This window comes from Pseudomonas sp. AC247, assembly GCF_979258015.1.
The window spans coordinates 860,729-875,640 of sequence record NZ_OZ409829.1; the positions used below are offsets into that span (position 1 = coordinate 860,729).

The 14,912-nt window shown below is 55.9% G+C and carries 14 protein-coding genes; 7 read left to right on the forward strand and 7 right to left on the reverse strand.

Annotated features, from left to right (window positions below; all coding sequences use genetic code 11):
- Position 1 precedes the first annotated feature (1 nt).
- The 7 genes from ACZZ0B_RS04130 to ACZZ0B_RS04160 form a co-directional block, all read right to left on the reverse strand.
- The gene (locus ACZZ0B_RS04130) at positions 2–988 is read right to left on the reverse strand and encodes a hypothetical protein (RefSeq protein ID WP_463544433.1); all 987 of its coding nucleotides are present in this window, start codon (positions 986–988) and stop codon (positions 2–4) included.
- 61 nt (positions 989–1,049) lie between these two features.
- Entirely contained in the window at positions 1,050–1,385 is a 336-nt protein-coding gene (locus ACZZ0B_RS04135; protein ID WP_463544434.1) for a hypothetical protein, read from the reverse strand.
- Between the two features lie 136 nt (positions 1,386–1,521).
- Positions 1,522–2,235: an HNH endonuclease gene (locus ACZZ0B_RS04140; protein ID WP_463544435.1), complete on the reverse strand. Its 714-nt coding sequence runs from the start codon at positions 2,233–2,235 to the stop codon at positions 1,522–1,524.
- Between the two features lie 162 nt (positions 2,236–2,397).
- The gene (locus ACZZ0B_RS04145; RefSeq protein WP_463544436.1) at positions 2,398–3,330 is read right to left on the reverse strand and encodes an SH3 domain-containing protein; all 933 of its coding nucleotides are present in this window, start codon (positions 3,328–3,330) and stop codon (positions 2,398–2,400) included.
- Between the two features lie 111 nt (positions 3,331–3,441).
- On the reverse strand, positions 3,442–3,963 hold the full coding sequence (locus ACZZ0B_RS04150) for a BRO-N domain-containing protein (protein ID WP_463544437.1): 522 nt from the start codon (positions 3,961–3,963) through the stop codon (positions 3,442–3,444).
- 346 nt (positions 3,964–4,309) lie between these two features.
- Positions 4,310–5,560 (reverse strand): ribonucleotide-diphosphate reductase subunit beta, encoded by a 1,251-nt coding sequence (locus ACZZ0B_RS04155; protein WP_008084848.1) that lies wholly within the window; start codon positions 5,558–5,560, stop codon positions 4,310–4,312.
- Between the two features lie 564 nt (positions 5,561–6,124).
- Positions 6,125–6,385, reverse strand: a complete 261-nt coding sequence (locus ACZZ0B_RS04160) for a DUF2790 domain-containing protein (protein WP_008084846.1) — start codon at positions 6,383–6,385, stop codon at positions 6,125–6,127.
- Positions 6,386–6,832: 447 nt separating this feature from the next.
- On the opposite strand from ACZZ0B_RS04160, the gene acs reads away from it, so the two are divergent.
- The 7 genes from acs to argR all read left to right on the forward strand — a co-directional run bounded on the left by acs (position 6,833) and on the right by argR (position 14,912).
- Positions 6,833–8,788 carry an acetate--CoA ligase gene (gene acs / locus ACZZ0B_RS04165; RefSeq protein WP_034153332.1) on the forward strand — a complete coding sequence of 652 codons (1,956 nt, stop codon included), beginning with the start codon at positions 6,833–6,835 and terminating at the stop codon, positions 8,786–8,788.
- A 718-nt stretch (positions 8,789–9,506) separates the two neighbouring features.
- Complete coding sequence (locus ACZZ0B_RS04170; RefSeq protein WP_158833097.1) at positions 9,507–10,280, forward strand: ABC transporter substrate-binding protein; 774 nt, start codon at positions 9,507–9,509, stop codon at positions 10,278–10,280.
- A gap of 91 nt (positions 10,281–10,371) precedes the next feature.
- Positions 10,372–11,061: an ABC transporter permease gene (locus ACZZ0B_RS04175; RefSeq protein ID WP_007912702.1), complete on the forward strand. Its 690-nt coding sequence runs from the start codon at positions 10,372–10,374 to the stop codon at positions 11,059–11,061.
- Complete coding sequence (locus tag ACZZ0B_RS04180; RefSeq protein WP_008077928.1) at positions 11,058–11,756, forward strand: ABC transporter permease; 699 nt, start codon at positions 11,058–11,060, stop codon at positions 11,754–11,756. Before ACZZ0B_RS04175 ends, ACZZ0B_RS04180 begins: the two co-directional genes overlap by 4 nt.
- A 1-nt stretch (position 11,757) precedes the next feature.
- Entirely contained in the window at positions 11,758–12,870 is a 1,113-nt protein-coding gene (locus ACZZ0B_RS04185; protein WP_463544438.1) for a M14 family metallopeptidase, read from the forward strand.
- A gap of 27 nt (positions 12,871–12,897) precedes the next feature.
- On the forward strand, positions 12,898–13,662 hold the full coding sequence (locus ACZZ0B_RS04190; RefSeq protein WP_003227281.1) for an ABC transporter ATP-binding protein: 765 nt from the start codon (positions 12,898–12,900) through the stop codon (positions 13,660–13,662).
- A 269-nt stretch (positions 13,663–13,931) separates the two neighbouring features.
- Positions 13,932–14,912 (forward strand): transcriptional regulator ArgR, encoded by a 981-nt coding sequence (gene argR / locus ACZZ0B_RS04195; protein ID WP_440094736.1) that lies wholly within the window; start codon positions 13,932–13,934, stop codon positions 14,910–14,912.

The following is a 14,912-nucleotide window of genomic DNA, read 5'->3' on the forward strand; positions in this document are numbered from 1 at the left end:
GTCATTCAAGGCCCGGCGCTTCACGAATAATGAAGTGATCCAGGTTCTCGATATTGGCATTGAAGACCTCGAAAGGCTTTTCGGGGTTCTTCTTGCCGGGCACCCGCTTCAACTCCGGCGTCACCCCATAGAAGAAACAGAACAACGCCTTGTCGCTATCCACCGCGTGCTTGATCTCCTCCAGAAACGCCTTGCGCTTGCGGTAGTTGTCGATCAGCTTCTTGTTCAGATAAACACTGACCGGATACGGCTTCTTCTTACTGTCCTCGGGCTTCTTGAACCAGACCTTGTCCTCGAAATCGATACGAAAACTGGCACTGTGGAAGTCCTCGATCTTCTTGATCCGCCCCCAGTAAATCAGCCCCTTGTTGTCCGTCAGATACTCAATCTTCTTGAAGAACGAACTATACGGCGCCGAATGCTCGCCGACCTTCAACGGCATCCGCTTGAGCAACTCCTTGTCGGCGAAGTTCGAAACAAAGCACTCCACCGGATGCGCAAACACACTGGTCTTGTCCGGCGCCGATTCACGACCCGCCGACTCTTTACCACTCTCCGCCGCCACCCGCACCGGATCATCGCGCAACACATCCGCCACCCCCGCTGGCGCGACAGGCTTGCGCACATACTCACGCCGGGTCAGCAACAACTCCGATGGGAAGTGCTCCTCGCGACCGTCATCCACCTCGCCATCCGCCGTCTCAACGCCAGACGCCGACGCCTTCAAACTCACATACGGACAACCCGCCACATGCTGCGTAGTCGGCAGATTCTTGAAGTGCGGCGTGCGCACGTAATTCACGTTCTTGGCGTTGAACGTGCCCAGCTCGTTGGACGCCTCGAACGCCGAATGACAGGCATCGTTGGGGCACTGGAAGTGTTCTTTCGCGGAGTCGAAGGCAACCGTCTCATCGAAATTGAGATCGCGAACATCATAGATCGACAACTTGTCGTCGAGGCTGAGGCAGTAGGCGAGATCGAATTTCATGGTGGGGCTCGGATCCTTGAGTGGGGGGAGGGGTATTAATAGCGGGCGGCGGCCCGGGTTACTAGTAATAGATCTCGCCACCCAGCATCAACAGAACAGCCAAAAAACCGAGATTGCCAAACAGGAAGGGCAGAATGGTAATGACGATTTGAATCACAACCGCGATTTTAAAGCCGACGGACAGGCCATAACGCTTCCAGTAAATAACATGCAGCACCATTGTTAGCGCATTTGCGACCCAGACTGCTCCAACGGCCATGATTTCGTTCTTTTGAACGATACGTAGGGCCATATGCAGCAGGCAGAAAAAGACGATTAGAAATGAGGCGGTCAGGAGTCGGGATTGACCCGGGGTGGTCGAATTTTGCGTTGGTGGCTGCATGTGATGTTCGTCCATGTGCGTTTTCGAGAGTGCTCTCGGTCACGGTAAGCGTTGTTCAGCAGCACACAAAAACTGTGGCGAGGGAGCTTGCTCCCGCTGGGCTGCGAAGCTGCCCCAAACCAGCAAATTCGGTTAGCAAGGCAACGGACAATTATTCCTTTTCTAGTCTTTCAACGTTGTCATAAAGCCAAGCAGTGAATTCCGCTCTGTCGTCCGAATGATGGCAACGTTGGTGACAGTTGGGACACAAAGCCACAACATTCGTGTCAAGGTCCGAACCCTTTTGCGACAGGTGCTTGACGTGATGCACTTCTAAAAACGGTTTCCCATCCTTTTCAAATGGCGCTGCGTTGCCACAACCTTCGCACTTTCCATCGGCTTGCTGACGAACCCAGCCCCTCAATTCAGGATCGCGAAAGTAAACCTTTCTAGTCGAAGTCGTTTGGATAGGTGTTTTTATCCCTTTGGGGACGTAATCAAATTGCTTTTGCTCAAATTTAGCCGCGCGTTGCTCGAGCAGTTCTTCGTCCGCCGTTGGCTTAGAATCTTCAAGTGTCAGAACGGTAGAAGCGTCAAGTGCCTTGCGGATGCTACGCGTCACATTCGCACCAACATTCTTGGCAGGTTTGTAGCCTTCAATACGCTTTCTATCCATTTCGACCAACACGGTAGAAATGTTCTGCATCCGGAACTCGACAGAGCCTTTAGTCCGACCGGCTAACGGGCCTTCACGCAGGATTCGATTTTCCTCAGTCTTGACGAATTTCTGGCCGCTCTGCTCGCGTGCAAGCATCTTGAGATAGGCATCGACTGCCGCCTGAATCTCGACCTCACTCCAATCGCTGTTACTTTTATCCGTGTCCATACAATCGCCGAGGGTTGAAAACCCTCGGACGATACTGAGTGGCCATCACTGATGTCTACGAAATTTCCTACGCCACTGGAGGATTTTTCATTCGCGTCCTCCTAGGATGAGGGCGAGCACCGTTGCAATAGGCGTTAGCGTGAGCACTGTGAGTCTGATAATTTAAATTTTTACTAAATAGCTTCTATATATCCAACCATCGATATGTTCATCGTTAACTTCTGCTCTGACATGGATCCAGTCAGATGTATCACCTTCTAAATTTTCTATCCAAACTCCCTTCTCTAAACGGGTCAGTTCGGCTGAGTTTTTGTTGGGTTCTTTTCTAAGGATTACTTCATGGCCAGTTACAATGCTCTGACCTTGGAGGAAAGCTCTTTGGCCTTTTGAGAGTGCCCGAACGGATGAGCGTATTTCTTCAGAGGTTTTTGAAGCGTCTATATTGTTTTGATAAGTGGTGATTAGTGCTATCAATGCAACGATATTAAGAAATTTCTGTAATTTTTCCCAGAAAAAACTAAGGAATACAGTTAGATATCGATGAGCTTCAACAGAGAGCTCAGTAACTTTTCCGCCTCGCTCGATGACGCTAACTATTTCCTCTTCTAGTTTTGACCGGTTAGCGAGCGTTTCGGATTGGTTTTCCGCATAGGAATCAAGGTCGGATGCTTCGGCGCTAAGTTCTTTGGTTGTTCGAATGGCTTCCGACGAATGTGTCGTTAGATAATTGAATAGAAAAGAGCTCTTTTGCCTTTCGAACCACTCTGGGCCTAATTTAGATATGTCAAATTCAGTTAATCGCACGACAGCGTTGCGAATGCTGTTGCTTACATTGGCGCCGATATTGTTCGAGGGTTTATAGCCCGAAATTCGTTGTATGCCTAACTGCTCAAATACAGTAGAAATATTTTGCATGCGGAACTCGATTGAGCCCTTCGTCCGGCCGGATAGAGGGCCCTCACGCAGTACACGATTTACATGCGCCTTATTCATAGGTTGGCCACTTTTTTCGCTTAAAAGCATCTGAAAGTAGGCTTCTACCGTTGCCTCAATCTCCTCTTCGCTCCAAGCGTTGATGCCAATCACAGTATCCATAAATCGTCCGAGGCTTGAAATTCCTCGAACGATACGTAGTGGCCTTCATAGGTGTCCAGGAAAAATCCTACAGATGAGGCTGTGCATCTGATCTTTCAATACGCGGTCTCGTCAGCTGATTGACTGTTTCGACAGTAGTAGTCTTTGCCACCATGGCTTGGCTGCTTTCATCTCTCGTTTGGTCGGTTCATTTAATAGATAAGGCATATCCCTTAGCCGAATCCAGCCCTCATCCTGCCAATGCAGCAAACTCAAAGACATCTCCGGCCAATCCAACAAGCTCAACATTGGCCGATTCGAATCTCCTGAATCTGCAGCATCCCGCAAGGTTGGCACTACCTCATTGGTCAACCACTCACGCAACAACCGATTCCCCGGAACGTAGTGATAGACCAGCAGCGCATACACCCCGGATTCACTGAGCATCAGATGCTGTTCTGGTTCTCGAAAGTACTCAATCCACATAATGCGGCGTTGATCGCTATCTAGCTTATTGACCACCCGGTCATTCAGATGAAAACCAATCAAGCGGCCGACATCGCGGGCGGAAAACCAAGGCTGGTTTTCCCATAGAAGGGCATGTAAAAAAAGATTGTGGCGAGAGAAGACGGTTACCGAGCATGGATCAGACATATTAATGACCTCTACGTTATGGATTGGGAGGGCCTGACCCCAACGTAGAGCGGACTTATGAAATCCCAACGAGCAGAGCAGTTGCCACCGACGAATTACGCGTCTGTGTCACTGACCAAGCTTTCTACGTTGGGCGTTTCTTAGGCACCTGCGATAGAGCTTAGTAGTGCTCGTGGCAGGCTTCAATGGGAAGCGACTGTAAGTGCTGTAGGAGATTGAACGCTGTGACGTAGGCGTAAATATGATTACCAATCGCCCATAAAAAAGCCCCGATCAGATCGGGGCTTTTTGCTTTCTCGACTCGCCGACTCAGGCAGCAATCGTCAAATCGTGCCAAGCGAGACTATTAGTCCCAGCTCAACGCACCACCAGTTTGGTATTCGATCACGCGAGTCTCAAAGAAATTCTTCTCTTTCTTCAAGTCCATAATCTCGCTCATCCAAGGGAACGGGTTAGTCGTCCCCGGATACTCTTCCTTCAAACCAATCTGCGACAAACGACGGTTAGCGATGAACTTCAGATAATCCTCCATCATCGCCGCGTTCATACCCAACACCCCGCGAGGCATGGTGTCACGCGCGTATTCGATCTCCAGCTGCGTACCCTGCAGAATCATCTGGGTCGCTTCTTCCTTCATCTCAGCATCCCACAAATGCGGGTTTTCGATTTTGATCTGGTTGATCACGTCGATGCCGAAGTTCAGGTGCATGGATTCGTCGCGCAGGATGTATTGGAACTGCTCGGCGACGCCGGTCATTTTGTTGCGGCGGCCCATGGAGAGGATTTGGGTGAAGCCGCAGTAGAAGAAGATGCCTTCCAGAACGCAGTAGTAGGCGATCAGGTTGCGCAGCAGTTCTTTGTCGGTGTCCGGGGTGCCGGTTTCGAACTTCGGATCGGAGATCGAGCGGGTGTATTTCAGGCCCCAGGCGGCTTTTTTCGCGACCGATGGGATCTCGTGGTACATGTTGAAGATTTCGCCTTCATCCATGGCCAGCGATTCGATGCAGTACTGGTAGGCGTGGGTGTGGATCGCCTCTTCGAAAGCCTGGCGCAGGATGTACTGGCGGCATTCCGGGTTGGTGATCAGGCGGTACACGGCCAGTACCAGGTTGTTGGCAACCAGGGAGTCGGCGGTGGAGAAGAAGCCGAGGTTGCGCATGACGATGCGGCGCTCGTCGTCGGTCAGGCCTTCCGGGTCTTTCCAGAGGGCGATGTCGGCGGTCATGTTGACTTCTTGCGGCATCCAGTGGTTTGCGCAACCATCCAGATATTTCTGCCAGGCCCAGTCGTACTTGAATGGCACGAGTTGGTTGAGGTCGGCGCGGCAGTTGATCATGCGCTTTTCGTCAACGGCGACACGGGCGGAGGCGCCTTCGAGTTCGGCGAGGCCTTCGGCGACGTCGAGGGAGTTCAGTGCAGCCTTGGCGCGGGCGACAGCGGCCGAGTCGTCGGCGGTCACGGCGCGGGCTTCGATCGCGGCGGCACCGCCGGCGTTGTCGAGGCGGTCCATGTTGGCTTCAGTAGCGTGGCCGGCGTTGGCGCCTTTCACGGTTGCTACTTCACTGTCTTCTTTGTCGAATTCGTCCCAGCTCAGCATGACGTGTCGTCTCCTGCGTGAGGGCCTGTCGCCCGTGTGAAACCTGATTGGTTGGTTTTTCACACGGTCGTACAGACCGCGTTGGATCTAAAGGAATCGTTCTTTGCAGCAGCTAAACGCAGGCATCAAACAGAATTTTGTACGGGTTTCCGAGAGCCTCTGACGGGCGCAATCAGTGTTGGACACTGCTGCGGGGCTTCAGAATGGCTTTTGATCCCTGTAAGGGAATATTGCTGACCCGATTAGGGCGGCATTATAGGGAAAAAATTGTGCTCGTGGGGGAGGGCGAAAGCGCGCAGGGCGGTCGAGCGGGAGGGCGATTTGAGTCGGAGCGAGGGTTTACAGGGCTTTCGCGGATGTTGGCCCGTGAGAATTTTTTTTGATTAATTTTTTCGTCGGTGTTTGGTTGCTCAAGAAATGAGCAAAAAACCGCGTTTTTCACTATATCTTGTGTTTTGCAAGCCTTTTGCACGACTCCAGACACAACTGAGCCCGACCGAAGTCGGGCTGGAATCGACCCTCAATGAAGCGCTGAGAGATCCAATTCGGTGCAGTCTCGAATCATCAATTGGTGCAGCCGTTGCCCATGACGCTGTAACGCAGGATGTGACGCTGGCCTTTGGAGTCGTCGTATTCCATTTTTGCCGGTACTACTTCGCAGACGTTCGGAATTTCACTCATCGATACGACGTTGGCGATGTCCAGGTGAGTGGAGTAAGTGTATTCCTCGATCACTGGTTGTTGCTGTGCGACATCAGTCGGGACCTCATCTGCCATGGCGGTTGCGCACAGACTGCTGAGGGCCAGAACCAATAAAGCTTTCATTTCAAATTTACCTTTTTGAGGTCGAGTGGGGTCACGCAACCTTTTTAGGGTTGCGTGTGGAACTTCATCGTTTGCGGTTGTTACTTGAGAGCTGGATTAACGGCCTTCGTGGGGGCTGTATCGTTGTTAATCGCGGTTGCCTTGTTGGCGAGGTGAATTTTAGGGAGTTGGGGCGGGGGTAAACAGAGCGGGTTTTGATAAACACCTTTGGCAGATTTGGTAACAATCCCCCAAATCCACCTCAATCCCCTGTAGGAGCTGCCGAAGGCTGCGATCTTTTGATCTTGCACCTAAAGATCAAAGTCAAAAGATCGCAGCCTTCGGCAGCTCCTACGGGGGTGTGTGGGTGGGGGAGGGGTTGTTACTACCATCGTCGAATGGTTCTATGGGGCCGGCCCGGCTACAACGGGGTCATACAAAAACAACTATTACACCGAGGTAGGAAAGATGAGTGCGGCTTCTCTGTATCCCGTTCGTCCCGAGGTTCTGGCTAACACGCTGACTGACGAGGCGACCTACAAAGCCATGTACCAGCAGTCGGTCGTCAACCCTGACGGTTTCTGGCGCGAGCAAGCTCAGCGTCTCGACTGGATCAAGCCTTTCACCACGGTGAAACAGACGTCGTTCGACGATCACCATGTCGACATCAAGTGGTTTGCCGACGGCACCCTGAACGTTTCCTACAACTGCCTCGACCGTCATCTGGCCGAGCGCGGCGATCAAGTCGCGATCATCTGGGAAGGCGACGATCCTTCCGAAAGCCGCAACATCACCTACCGCGAACTGCACGAACAAGTGTGCAAGCTGGCCAACGCCCTGCGTGGTCAGGACGTGCACCGCGGCGACGTGGTGACCATTTATATGCCGATGATTCCCGAAGCCGTGGTCGCCATGCTGGCCTGCACCCGGATCGGCGCGATTCACTCGGTGGTGTTCGGTGGTTTCTCGCCGGAAGCCCTGGCCGGTCGCATCATCGACTGCAAATCGAAAGTGGTGATCACCGCTGACGAAGGCATCCGTGCCGGCAAGAAGATTTCCCTCAAGGCCAACGTCGACGACGCGCTGACCAACCCGGAAACCAGCAGCATTCAGAAAGTCATCGTCTGCAAGCGCACCGGTGGCGACATCAAGTGGAACCAGCATCGCGACATCTGGTACGAAGACCTGATGAAAGTGGCGGGCACCGTTTGCGCGCCGAAAGAGATGGGCGCGGAAGAAGCGCTGTTCATCCTTTATACCTCCGGCTCCACTGGCAAGCCGAAGGGCGTGCAACACACCACCGGCGGTTATCTGCTGTATGCGGCAATGACCCACGAGCGCGTGTTCGACTACCGTCCGGGTGAAGTTTACTGGTGCACCGCCGACGTCGGCTGGGTCACCGGCCACAGCTACATCGTCTACGGCCCGCTGGCCAATGGCGCGACCACGCTGCTGTTCGAAGGCGTGCCGAACTATCCGGACATCACCCGGGTGGCGAAGATCGTCGACAAGCACAAGGTCAACATCCTCTACACCGCACCGACCGCGATCCGCGCGATGATGGCCTCGGGTCAGGCTGCGGTTGAAGGCGCGGATGGCAGCAGCCTGCGTCTGCTCGGTTCGGTCGGCGAGCCGATCAACCCGGAAGCCTGGGATTGGTACTACAAGAATGTCGGCAAGTCGCGTTGCCCGATCGTTGATACCTGGTGGCAGACCGAGACTGGCGGCAACATGATGAGCCCGCTGCCGGGCGCTCACGCGCTGAAGCCGGGTTCGGCGGCGCGTCCGTTCTTCGGTGTGGTGCCGGCGCTGGTCGACAACCTCGGTAACATCATTGAGGGCGAGGCTGAGGGTAATCTGGTGATTCTCGATTCGTGGCCAGGTCAGGCGCGCACGCTGTACGGCGATCACGATCGTTTCGTCGATACCTATTTCAAGACCTTCCGTGGCATGTATTTCACCGGTGACGGCGCGCGCCGTGATGCCGATGGTTACTACTGGATCACCGGGCGTGTCGATGACGTACTCAACGTGTCCGGCCACCGTATGGGCACGGCGGAGATCGAGAGCGCGATGGTTGCGCATCCGAAAGTCGCTGAGGCAGCGGTGGTTGGGGTTCCGCATGACATCAAAGGGCAGGGCATTTATGTCTATGTCACGTTGAAGAATGGCGAGGAGCCGACCGAGCAATTGCGTCTGGAGCTGAAGAACTGGGTGCGTAAGGAGATCGGGCCGATTGCTTCGCCGGACGTGATCCAGTGGGCACCGGGGCTGCCGAAGACGCGTTCGGGCAAGATCATGCGCCGCATTCTGCGCAAGATTGCCACGGCGGAATACGACGGGTTGGGGGATATCTCGACGCTGGCGGATCCGGGTGTGGTGCAGCATTTGATTGATACGCACAAGACGATGAATGTGGCTTAAGCGGTAGATGCATAGGAGCCCTGTCCGGTGAATGCCGGGTGGGGCTTTTTTATGTCTGGTGGATTTGTGGTGGCTGGGTGGGCCTCATCGCGAGGGCTCACTCCTACAGGGATCGCATTCCACCTGCAGAAATGCGATCAACTGTAGGAGTGAGCCTGCTCGCGATAGCAATCTGTCAGGCACCGGTGTAGCCCACTGCCAGAAACCGAAACCACCCAACCAATAATTATCGACCTGCGCCGTAAGCCGTTTCCCACTGTTACCCGCCGCCTTCCACGTAACCGAATGTGTAACCGCCCGCCCCGGAGCGGGGCGTTGGGAAACGCATCGCCCCGTTTTAGAGCCTCCAAACCACCAGTGAAAAATAAGACACAACGCTGCGCTTGCCGGATTAGAAGGGTTTGCGAATAATAGGCCCGCAATTTGCAGCATAGATCGGTTCACTGTCTTTCGCTCTTGCATGAAATTGCGGGGCTGTCAATGTGCCAAAGTCGCTTTCTCTGTGCATCTGTAATTAGTTGTCGCATTGAAGAAATATCGGCTTCCGGCCTGTCGTTAGAATGCCGATCACTCGCTCATCGTGGCTGACGTTGAAACCTGCGATGGTTTCAATGGGAAACTTCCCACCGATGCAGCAACCGATTTCCCGATTCACCCATTCGCATATTGGGCTGTCGCTCACTCTGCCGTTTTTGCCCTTTACCGATGGAGTCCCAAGATGAAGAAACTTGTGCTGCTTGGCGCCCTGGCACTGTCCGTGCTGTCGCTGAATGCCTTCGCTGACGAAAAACCTCTGAAGATCGGTATCGAAGCGGCTTACCCTCCGTTCGCTTCGAAAGCGCCGGACGGCAGCATCGTTGGTTTCGACTACGACATCGGCAACGCTCTGTGCGAGCAGATGCAGGTCAAGTGTGTGTGGGTCGAGCAAGAGTTCGACGGTCTGATCCCGGCACTGAAAGTGCGCAAGATCGACGCGATCCTGTCGTCGATGTCGATCACTGAAGATCGCAAGAAGTCGGTCGACTTCACCAACAAGTACTACAACACCCCGGCACGTCTGGTCATGAAGGCCGGCACTCAGGTCAGCGAAAACCTGAGCGAGCTGAAAGGCAAGAACATCGGCGTACAACGTGGTTCGATCCACGAACGTTTCGCCCGCGAAGTCCTCGCGCCACTGGGTGCAGAGATCAAGCCGTACGGCTCGCAGAACGAAATCTACCTCGACGTGGCTGCCGGTCGTCTCGACGGTACCGTGGCTGACGCAACCCTGCTGGACGACGGTTTCCTGAAAACCGACGCCGGTAAAGGCTTCGCGTTCGTCGGTCCTGCGTTCACCGACGTCAAATACTTCGGCGACGGCGTAGGCATCGCAGTGCGTAAGGGCGACGCCCTGAAAGACAAGATCAACGCTGCCATCGCGGCCATCCGTGAAAACGGCAAATACAAAGCAATCCAGGACAAGTACTTCGCCTTCGATATCTACGGCAAGTAACACGTCTCTGCGACAAGTCCGAAATGGCGCAAGCAACAGGATCTCTGCGGTTTGCGCCATTTTTTCATCCCAACTTTCGAGGACCTGAATCATGTTGAAAGGCTACGGGGCTGTCATCCTCGATGGCGCATGGCTGACGCTTCAGCTCGCCTTGTCGTCCATGGCTCTGGCCATCGTTCTCGGGCTGATCGGTGTCGCGTTGCGCCTGTCGCCGGTGCGCTGGCTGGCCTGGCTGGGCGATCTGTATTCCACGGTGATTCGCGGGATTCCCGATCTGGTGCTGATCCTGCTGATCTTCTACGGCGGTCAGGACTTGCTCAACCGCGTGGCACCGATGCTCGGCTATGACGACTACATCGACCTGAACCCGCTGGCCGCCGGCATCGGCACTCTCGGTTTCATCTTCGGTGCGTACCTGTCGGAAACCTTCCGTGGCGCGTTCATGGCGATTCCGAAGGGCCAGGCAGAAGCGGGCATGGCGTACGGCATGAGCAGTTTTCAGGTGTTCTTCCGGGTGATGGTGCCGCAGATGATTCGCCTGGCGATTCCGGGCTTCACCAACAACTGGCTGGTACTGACCAAGGCCACCGCGCTGATTTCCGTGGTCGGTCTGCAAGACATGATGTTCAAGGCCAAGCAGGCGGCAGATGCCACCCGCGAGCCTTTCACCTTCTTCCTCGCAGTGGCGGCGATGTACCTGGTGATTACCAGTGTTTCGTTGCTGATCCTGCGTCAACTTGAGAAGCGCTACTCGGTAGGCGTAAGGGCGGCTGATCTATGATCTTCGACTACAACGTCATTTGGGAGGCCCTGCCGCTGTACCTCGGCGGCCTGCTGACCACCCTCAAACTGCTCGCGCTGTCGCTGTTTTTCGGTTTGCTCGCGGCCCTGCCGCTGGGGTTGATGCGCGTCTCGAAGAACCCGGTGGTCAACGGCGCCGCGTGGCTTTACACCTACGTGATCCGTGGCACGCCGATGCTGGTACAACTGTTTCTGATCTACTACGGTCTGGCCCAGTTTGAAGCGGTACGCGAAAGCTTCTTGTGGCCATGGCTGTCCAGCGCAACGTTCTGCGCGTGCCTGGCCTTTGCGGTCAACACCAGCGCCTATACCGCTGAAATCATCGCCGGCAGCCTCAAGGCCACGCCGAATGGTGAGATCGAAGCGGCCAAGGCCATGGGCATGTCGCGCTTTAAATTGTACAAGCGCATCCTGCTGCCATCGGCCCTGCGCCGGGCACTGCCGCAGTACAGCAACGAAGTGATCATGATGCTGCAGACCACCAGTCTGGCGTCCATCGTGACCTTGATCGACATTACCGGCGCGGCCCGTACCGTCAACGCGCAGTACTATCTGCCGTTCGAGGCGTACATCACCGCTGGCGTTTTCTACCTCTGCCTGACGTTCATTCTGGTCAAGCTGTTCAAGTTGGCCGAGCGTCGCTGGTTGAGCTACCTCGCGCCGCGGAAGCACTGATATGGAACGCATCGACCACGTATTGCCGTGGAGCCATCTGGGCAGCGAGCGCAAGATTTCGGTGTTTCGCTTCGGGCATGGCGAGCGCAAGGCTTACATTCAGGCCAGCCTGCACGCTGATGAATTGCCGGGCATGCGCACCGCCTGGGAGCTGAAAAAGCGCCTCGGCGAACTCGAAGCCAAAGGCTTGCTCAATGGGGTCATCGAACTGGTGCCGGTCGCCAACCCGTTGGGTCTCGGGCAGTTGCTGCAAGGCAATCACCAAGGCCGTTTCGAGGCGGGCAGCGGCAAGAATTTCAACCGTGATTTCGTTGAGCTGAGCGCGCCGGTTGCGGCCGCTTTGGCTGACAGTCTCGGTGATGATCCGCACGCCAATGTGCGCCTGATCCGTCAGGCGATGGCCGACCATCTCGCCGCATTGCCGGAGGCGAGCAGCCAGTTGCAAGGCATGCAGCGCGTGTTGCTCAGCCATGCCTGCAGCGCCGATGTGGTGCTTGATCTGCACTGCGATGCCGAAGCCGCGTTGCACATGTACGCGTTGCCGCAGCATTGGCCGCAGTGGCGTTCGCTGGCTGCGCACCTGAATGTGCGCGTGGGTTTGCTCGCGGAAGATTCCGGCGGCAGCTCGTTCGATGAGGCGTGCTCGTTGCCGTGGTTGCGTCTGTCACGGCAGTTTCCTGATGCGCAGATTCCGCTGGCGTGCCTGGCGACGACGATTGAGCTGGGCGGTCAGGCCGACACCGGTCGCGCTGAGGCCGAGGCGTATGCTGAAGGCATTCTGGCGTTCCTCGCCGAGCAAGGTTTGATCACCGGCGAGTGGCCGAATCCTGCGCACGAAGCCTGTGAAGGCATGCCGTTCGAAGGCACCGAATTGCTCCTCGCGCCGCACCCTGGCGTGGTGAGTTTTCTGCGCAAGCCCGGCGAGTGGGTCGAGGCGGGCGACGAGATTTTTGAAGTGATTGATCCTGTGTCCGATCGGGTCAGCACGGTGTGTGCTGGTACCTCCGGGGTGCTGTTTGCCATTGAACGGCTGCGTTATGCCCAACCCGGTTTCTGGCTGGCCAAGGTGGCGGGGCGCGAAGCGCTGCGTCACGGGCGCTTGCTCAACGACTGACTGACTGTTTTTGTGAGAACCGACCGCATGTACAAACTTGAAGTCCAAGACCTGCATAAACGCTATGGCAGTCACGAAGTGCTCAAGGGCGTGTCCCTGAAAGCGGCAGCTGGCGATGTGATCAGCATCATCGGCTCCAGTGGCTCCGGCAAAAGTACTTTCCTGCGCTGCATCAACCTGCTCGAGCAGCCGCACGCGGGCAAGATTCTGCTCAACAACGAAGAGCTGAAACTGGTGGCGAACAAGGACGGCGCGCTGAAAGCCGCTGATCCGAAGCAGCTGCAACGCATGCGTTCGCGCCTGTCGATGGTGTTCCAGCATTTCAACCTGTGGTCGCACATGACTGCGCTGGAAAACATCATGGAAGCGCCGGTTCACGTCCTTGGCGTGTCCAAGGCCGAAGCCCGTGAGAAAGCCGAGCACTACCTGAACAAGGTCGGCGTGGCCCATCGTAAAGACGCGTTCCCTGGGCACATGTCCGGTGGCGAACAGCAGCGTGTGGCGATTGCCCGTGCGCTGGCGATGGAGCCTGAGGTGATGCTGTTCGACGAACCGACCTCGGCCCTCGATCCGGAACTGGTGGGCGACGTGCTGAAAGTCATGCAAGCGCTGGCTCAGGAAGGTCGCACCATGGTTGTGGTGACCCATGAAATGGGCTTTGCCCGTGAAGTGTCGAACCAGTTGGTGTTCCTGCACAAAGGTGTGGTGGAAGAAAGCGGCAACCCGCGCGAAGTGCTGGTGAATCCGCAATCGGAACGTTTGCAACAATTCCTCTCGGGCAGTCTCAAGTAATTCAGGGCTGCCGGTATGCACCGGAATAGTGCATGCTTCGCAACCTGAAGGCTGGCTCCAATCCACTGTAGGAGCTGCCGAAGGCTGCGATCTTTTGATCTGTTTTTGAGGGTCAAAAGATCGCAGCCTCGTTTCACTCGTCAGCTCCTACATGGGAAAGGCATTTCATTCCGATGGTGGATCTGCGTCAGGCTCAAGATTTGTGTTCATTTACGGGCTAGCATTGGCTCATGCCTTCATCACTGTTCTTCGCTTCGGATTGCCCGCCCATGACTGCCCATCGAATTGGTTTCCTGATTTGGCCCAGCACTAAAGCGTTGACGCTGGCGCTGGCGGAGGAAGCCTTGCGTGTTGCTCAGCGGGTGCACCCGGACGTGGTTTACGAACTGTCGTTCCTGCAAGCAGAACCTCCGGCCGAAGGCGCCTGGCAACTGCCCGGTGAAGCGTGGGCCGGCAAGCTCGAAAACTTCCAGAAACTGTTCCTGCTCGCCGATGAGCCGCCGACCACGCTGGCCCCGGCGCTCAGCAGTGCGCTCAAGCAATTGGTGCGTGCCGGTACGGTCATCGGCGGTCTGTCCGCTGGTGTTTATCCGTTGGCGCAACTTGGTTTGCTCGACGGTTATCGCGCTGCCGTGCACTGGCGTTGGCAGGACGATTTCGCCGAGCGCTTCCCGAAAGTCATCGCCACCAGTCACCTGTTCGACTGGGATCGCGATCGCCTGACCGCGTGCGGCGGCATGTCTGTGCTTGATCTGTTGCTGGCGGTACTGGCCCGCGATCACGGTGCGGAACTGGCCGGCGCCGTTTCCGAAGAACTGGTGGTCGAGCGCATCCGCGAGGGTGGCGAGCGCCAGCGCATCCCGTTGCAGAACCGTCTCGGCTCCAGCCATCCGAAGCTCACCCAGGCGGTGTTGCTGATGGAAGCCAACATCGAAGAGCCGCTGACCACCGACGAAATCGCCCAGCATGTGTGCGTGTCCCGTCGACAGTTGGAGCGCATCTTCAAGCAATACCTCAACCGTGTGCCGAGCCAGTACTACCTGGAACTGCGCCTGAACAAGGCCCGGCAGATGTTGATGCAAACCAGCAAGTCGATCATCCAGATCGGCCTGTCGTGTGGCTTCTCCTCGGGGCCGCATTTCTCCAGCGCCTATCGCAATTTCTTCGGCGCCACGCCGCGGGAAGATCGCAACCAGCGACGCAGCAGCAGCCCGTTCGAATTGTCGTCGGTGCCGTCAGAGCGCGGGTGA

Excerpts from the sequence above, each read along its gene's own strand:
- ACZZ0B_RS04140 (WP_463544435.1), bottom strand. The coding sequence starts at position 2,235 with ATGGACACGGATAAAAGTAACAGCGATTGGAGTGAGGTCGAGATTCAG.
- ACZZ0B_RS04160 (WP_008084846.1), bottom strand. The coding sequence starts at position 6,385 with ATGAAAGCTTTATTGGTTCTGGCCCTCAGCAGTCTGTGCGCAACCGCC.
- ACZZ0B_RS04130 (WP_463544433.1), bottom strand. The coding sequence starts at position 988 with ATGAAATTCGATCTCGCCTACTGCCTCAGCCTCGACGACAAGTTGTCG.
- ACZZ0B_RS04150 (WP_463544437.1), bottom strand. The coding sequence starts at position 3,963 with ATGTCTGATCCATGCTCGGTAACCGTCTTCTCTCGCCACAATCTTTTT.
- ACZZ0B_RS04155 (WP_008084848.1), bottom strand. The coding sequence starts at position 5,560 with ATGCTGAGCTGGGACGAATTCGACAAAGAAGACAGTGAAGTAGCAACC.
- ACZZ0B_RS04180 (WP_008077928.1), top strand. The coding sequence starts at position 11,058 with ATGATCTTCGACTACAACGTCATTTGGGAGGCCCTGCCGCTGTACCTC.
- ACZZ0B_RS04190 (WP_003227281.1), top strand. The coding sequence starts at position 12,898 with ATGTACAAACTTGAAGTCCAAGACCTGCATAAACGCTATGGCAGTCAC.
- ACZZ0B_RS04170 (WP_158833097.1), top strand. The coding sequence starts at position 9,507 with ATGAAGAAACTTGTGCTGCTTGGCGCCCTGGCACTGTCCGTGCTGTCG.
- acs (WP_034153332.1), top strand. The coding sequence starts at position 6,833 with ATGAGTGCGGCTTCTCTGTATCCCGTTCGTCCCGAGGTTCTGGCTAAC.
- ACZZ0B_RS04135 (WP_463544434.1), bottom strand. The coding sequence starts at position 1,385 with ATGGACGAACATCACATGCAGCCACCAACGCAAAATTCGACCACCCCG.
- ACZZ0B_RS04145 (WP_463544436.1), bottom strand. The coding sequence starts at position 3,330 with ATGGATACTGTGATTGGCATCAACGCTTGGAGCGAAGAGGAGATTGAG.
- ACZZ0B_RS04175 (WP_007912702.1), top strand. The coding sequence starts at position 10,372 with ATGTTGAAAGGCTACGGGGCTGTCATCCTCGATGGCGCATGGCTGACG.
- ACZZ0B_RS04185 (WP_463544438.1), top strand. The coding sequence starts at position 11,758 with ATGGAACGCATCGACCACGTATTGCCGTGGAGCCATCTGGGCAGCGAG.
- argR (WP_440094736.1), top strand. The coding sequence starts at position 13,932 with ATGACTGCCCATCGAATTGGTTTCCTGATTTGGCCCAGCACTAAAGCG.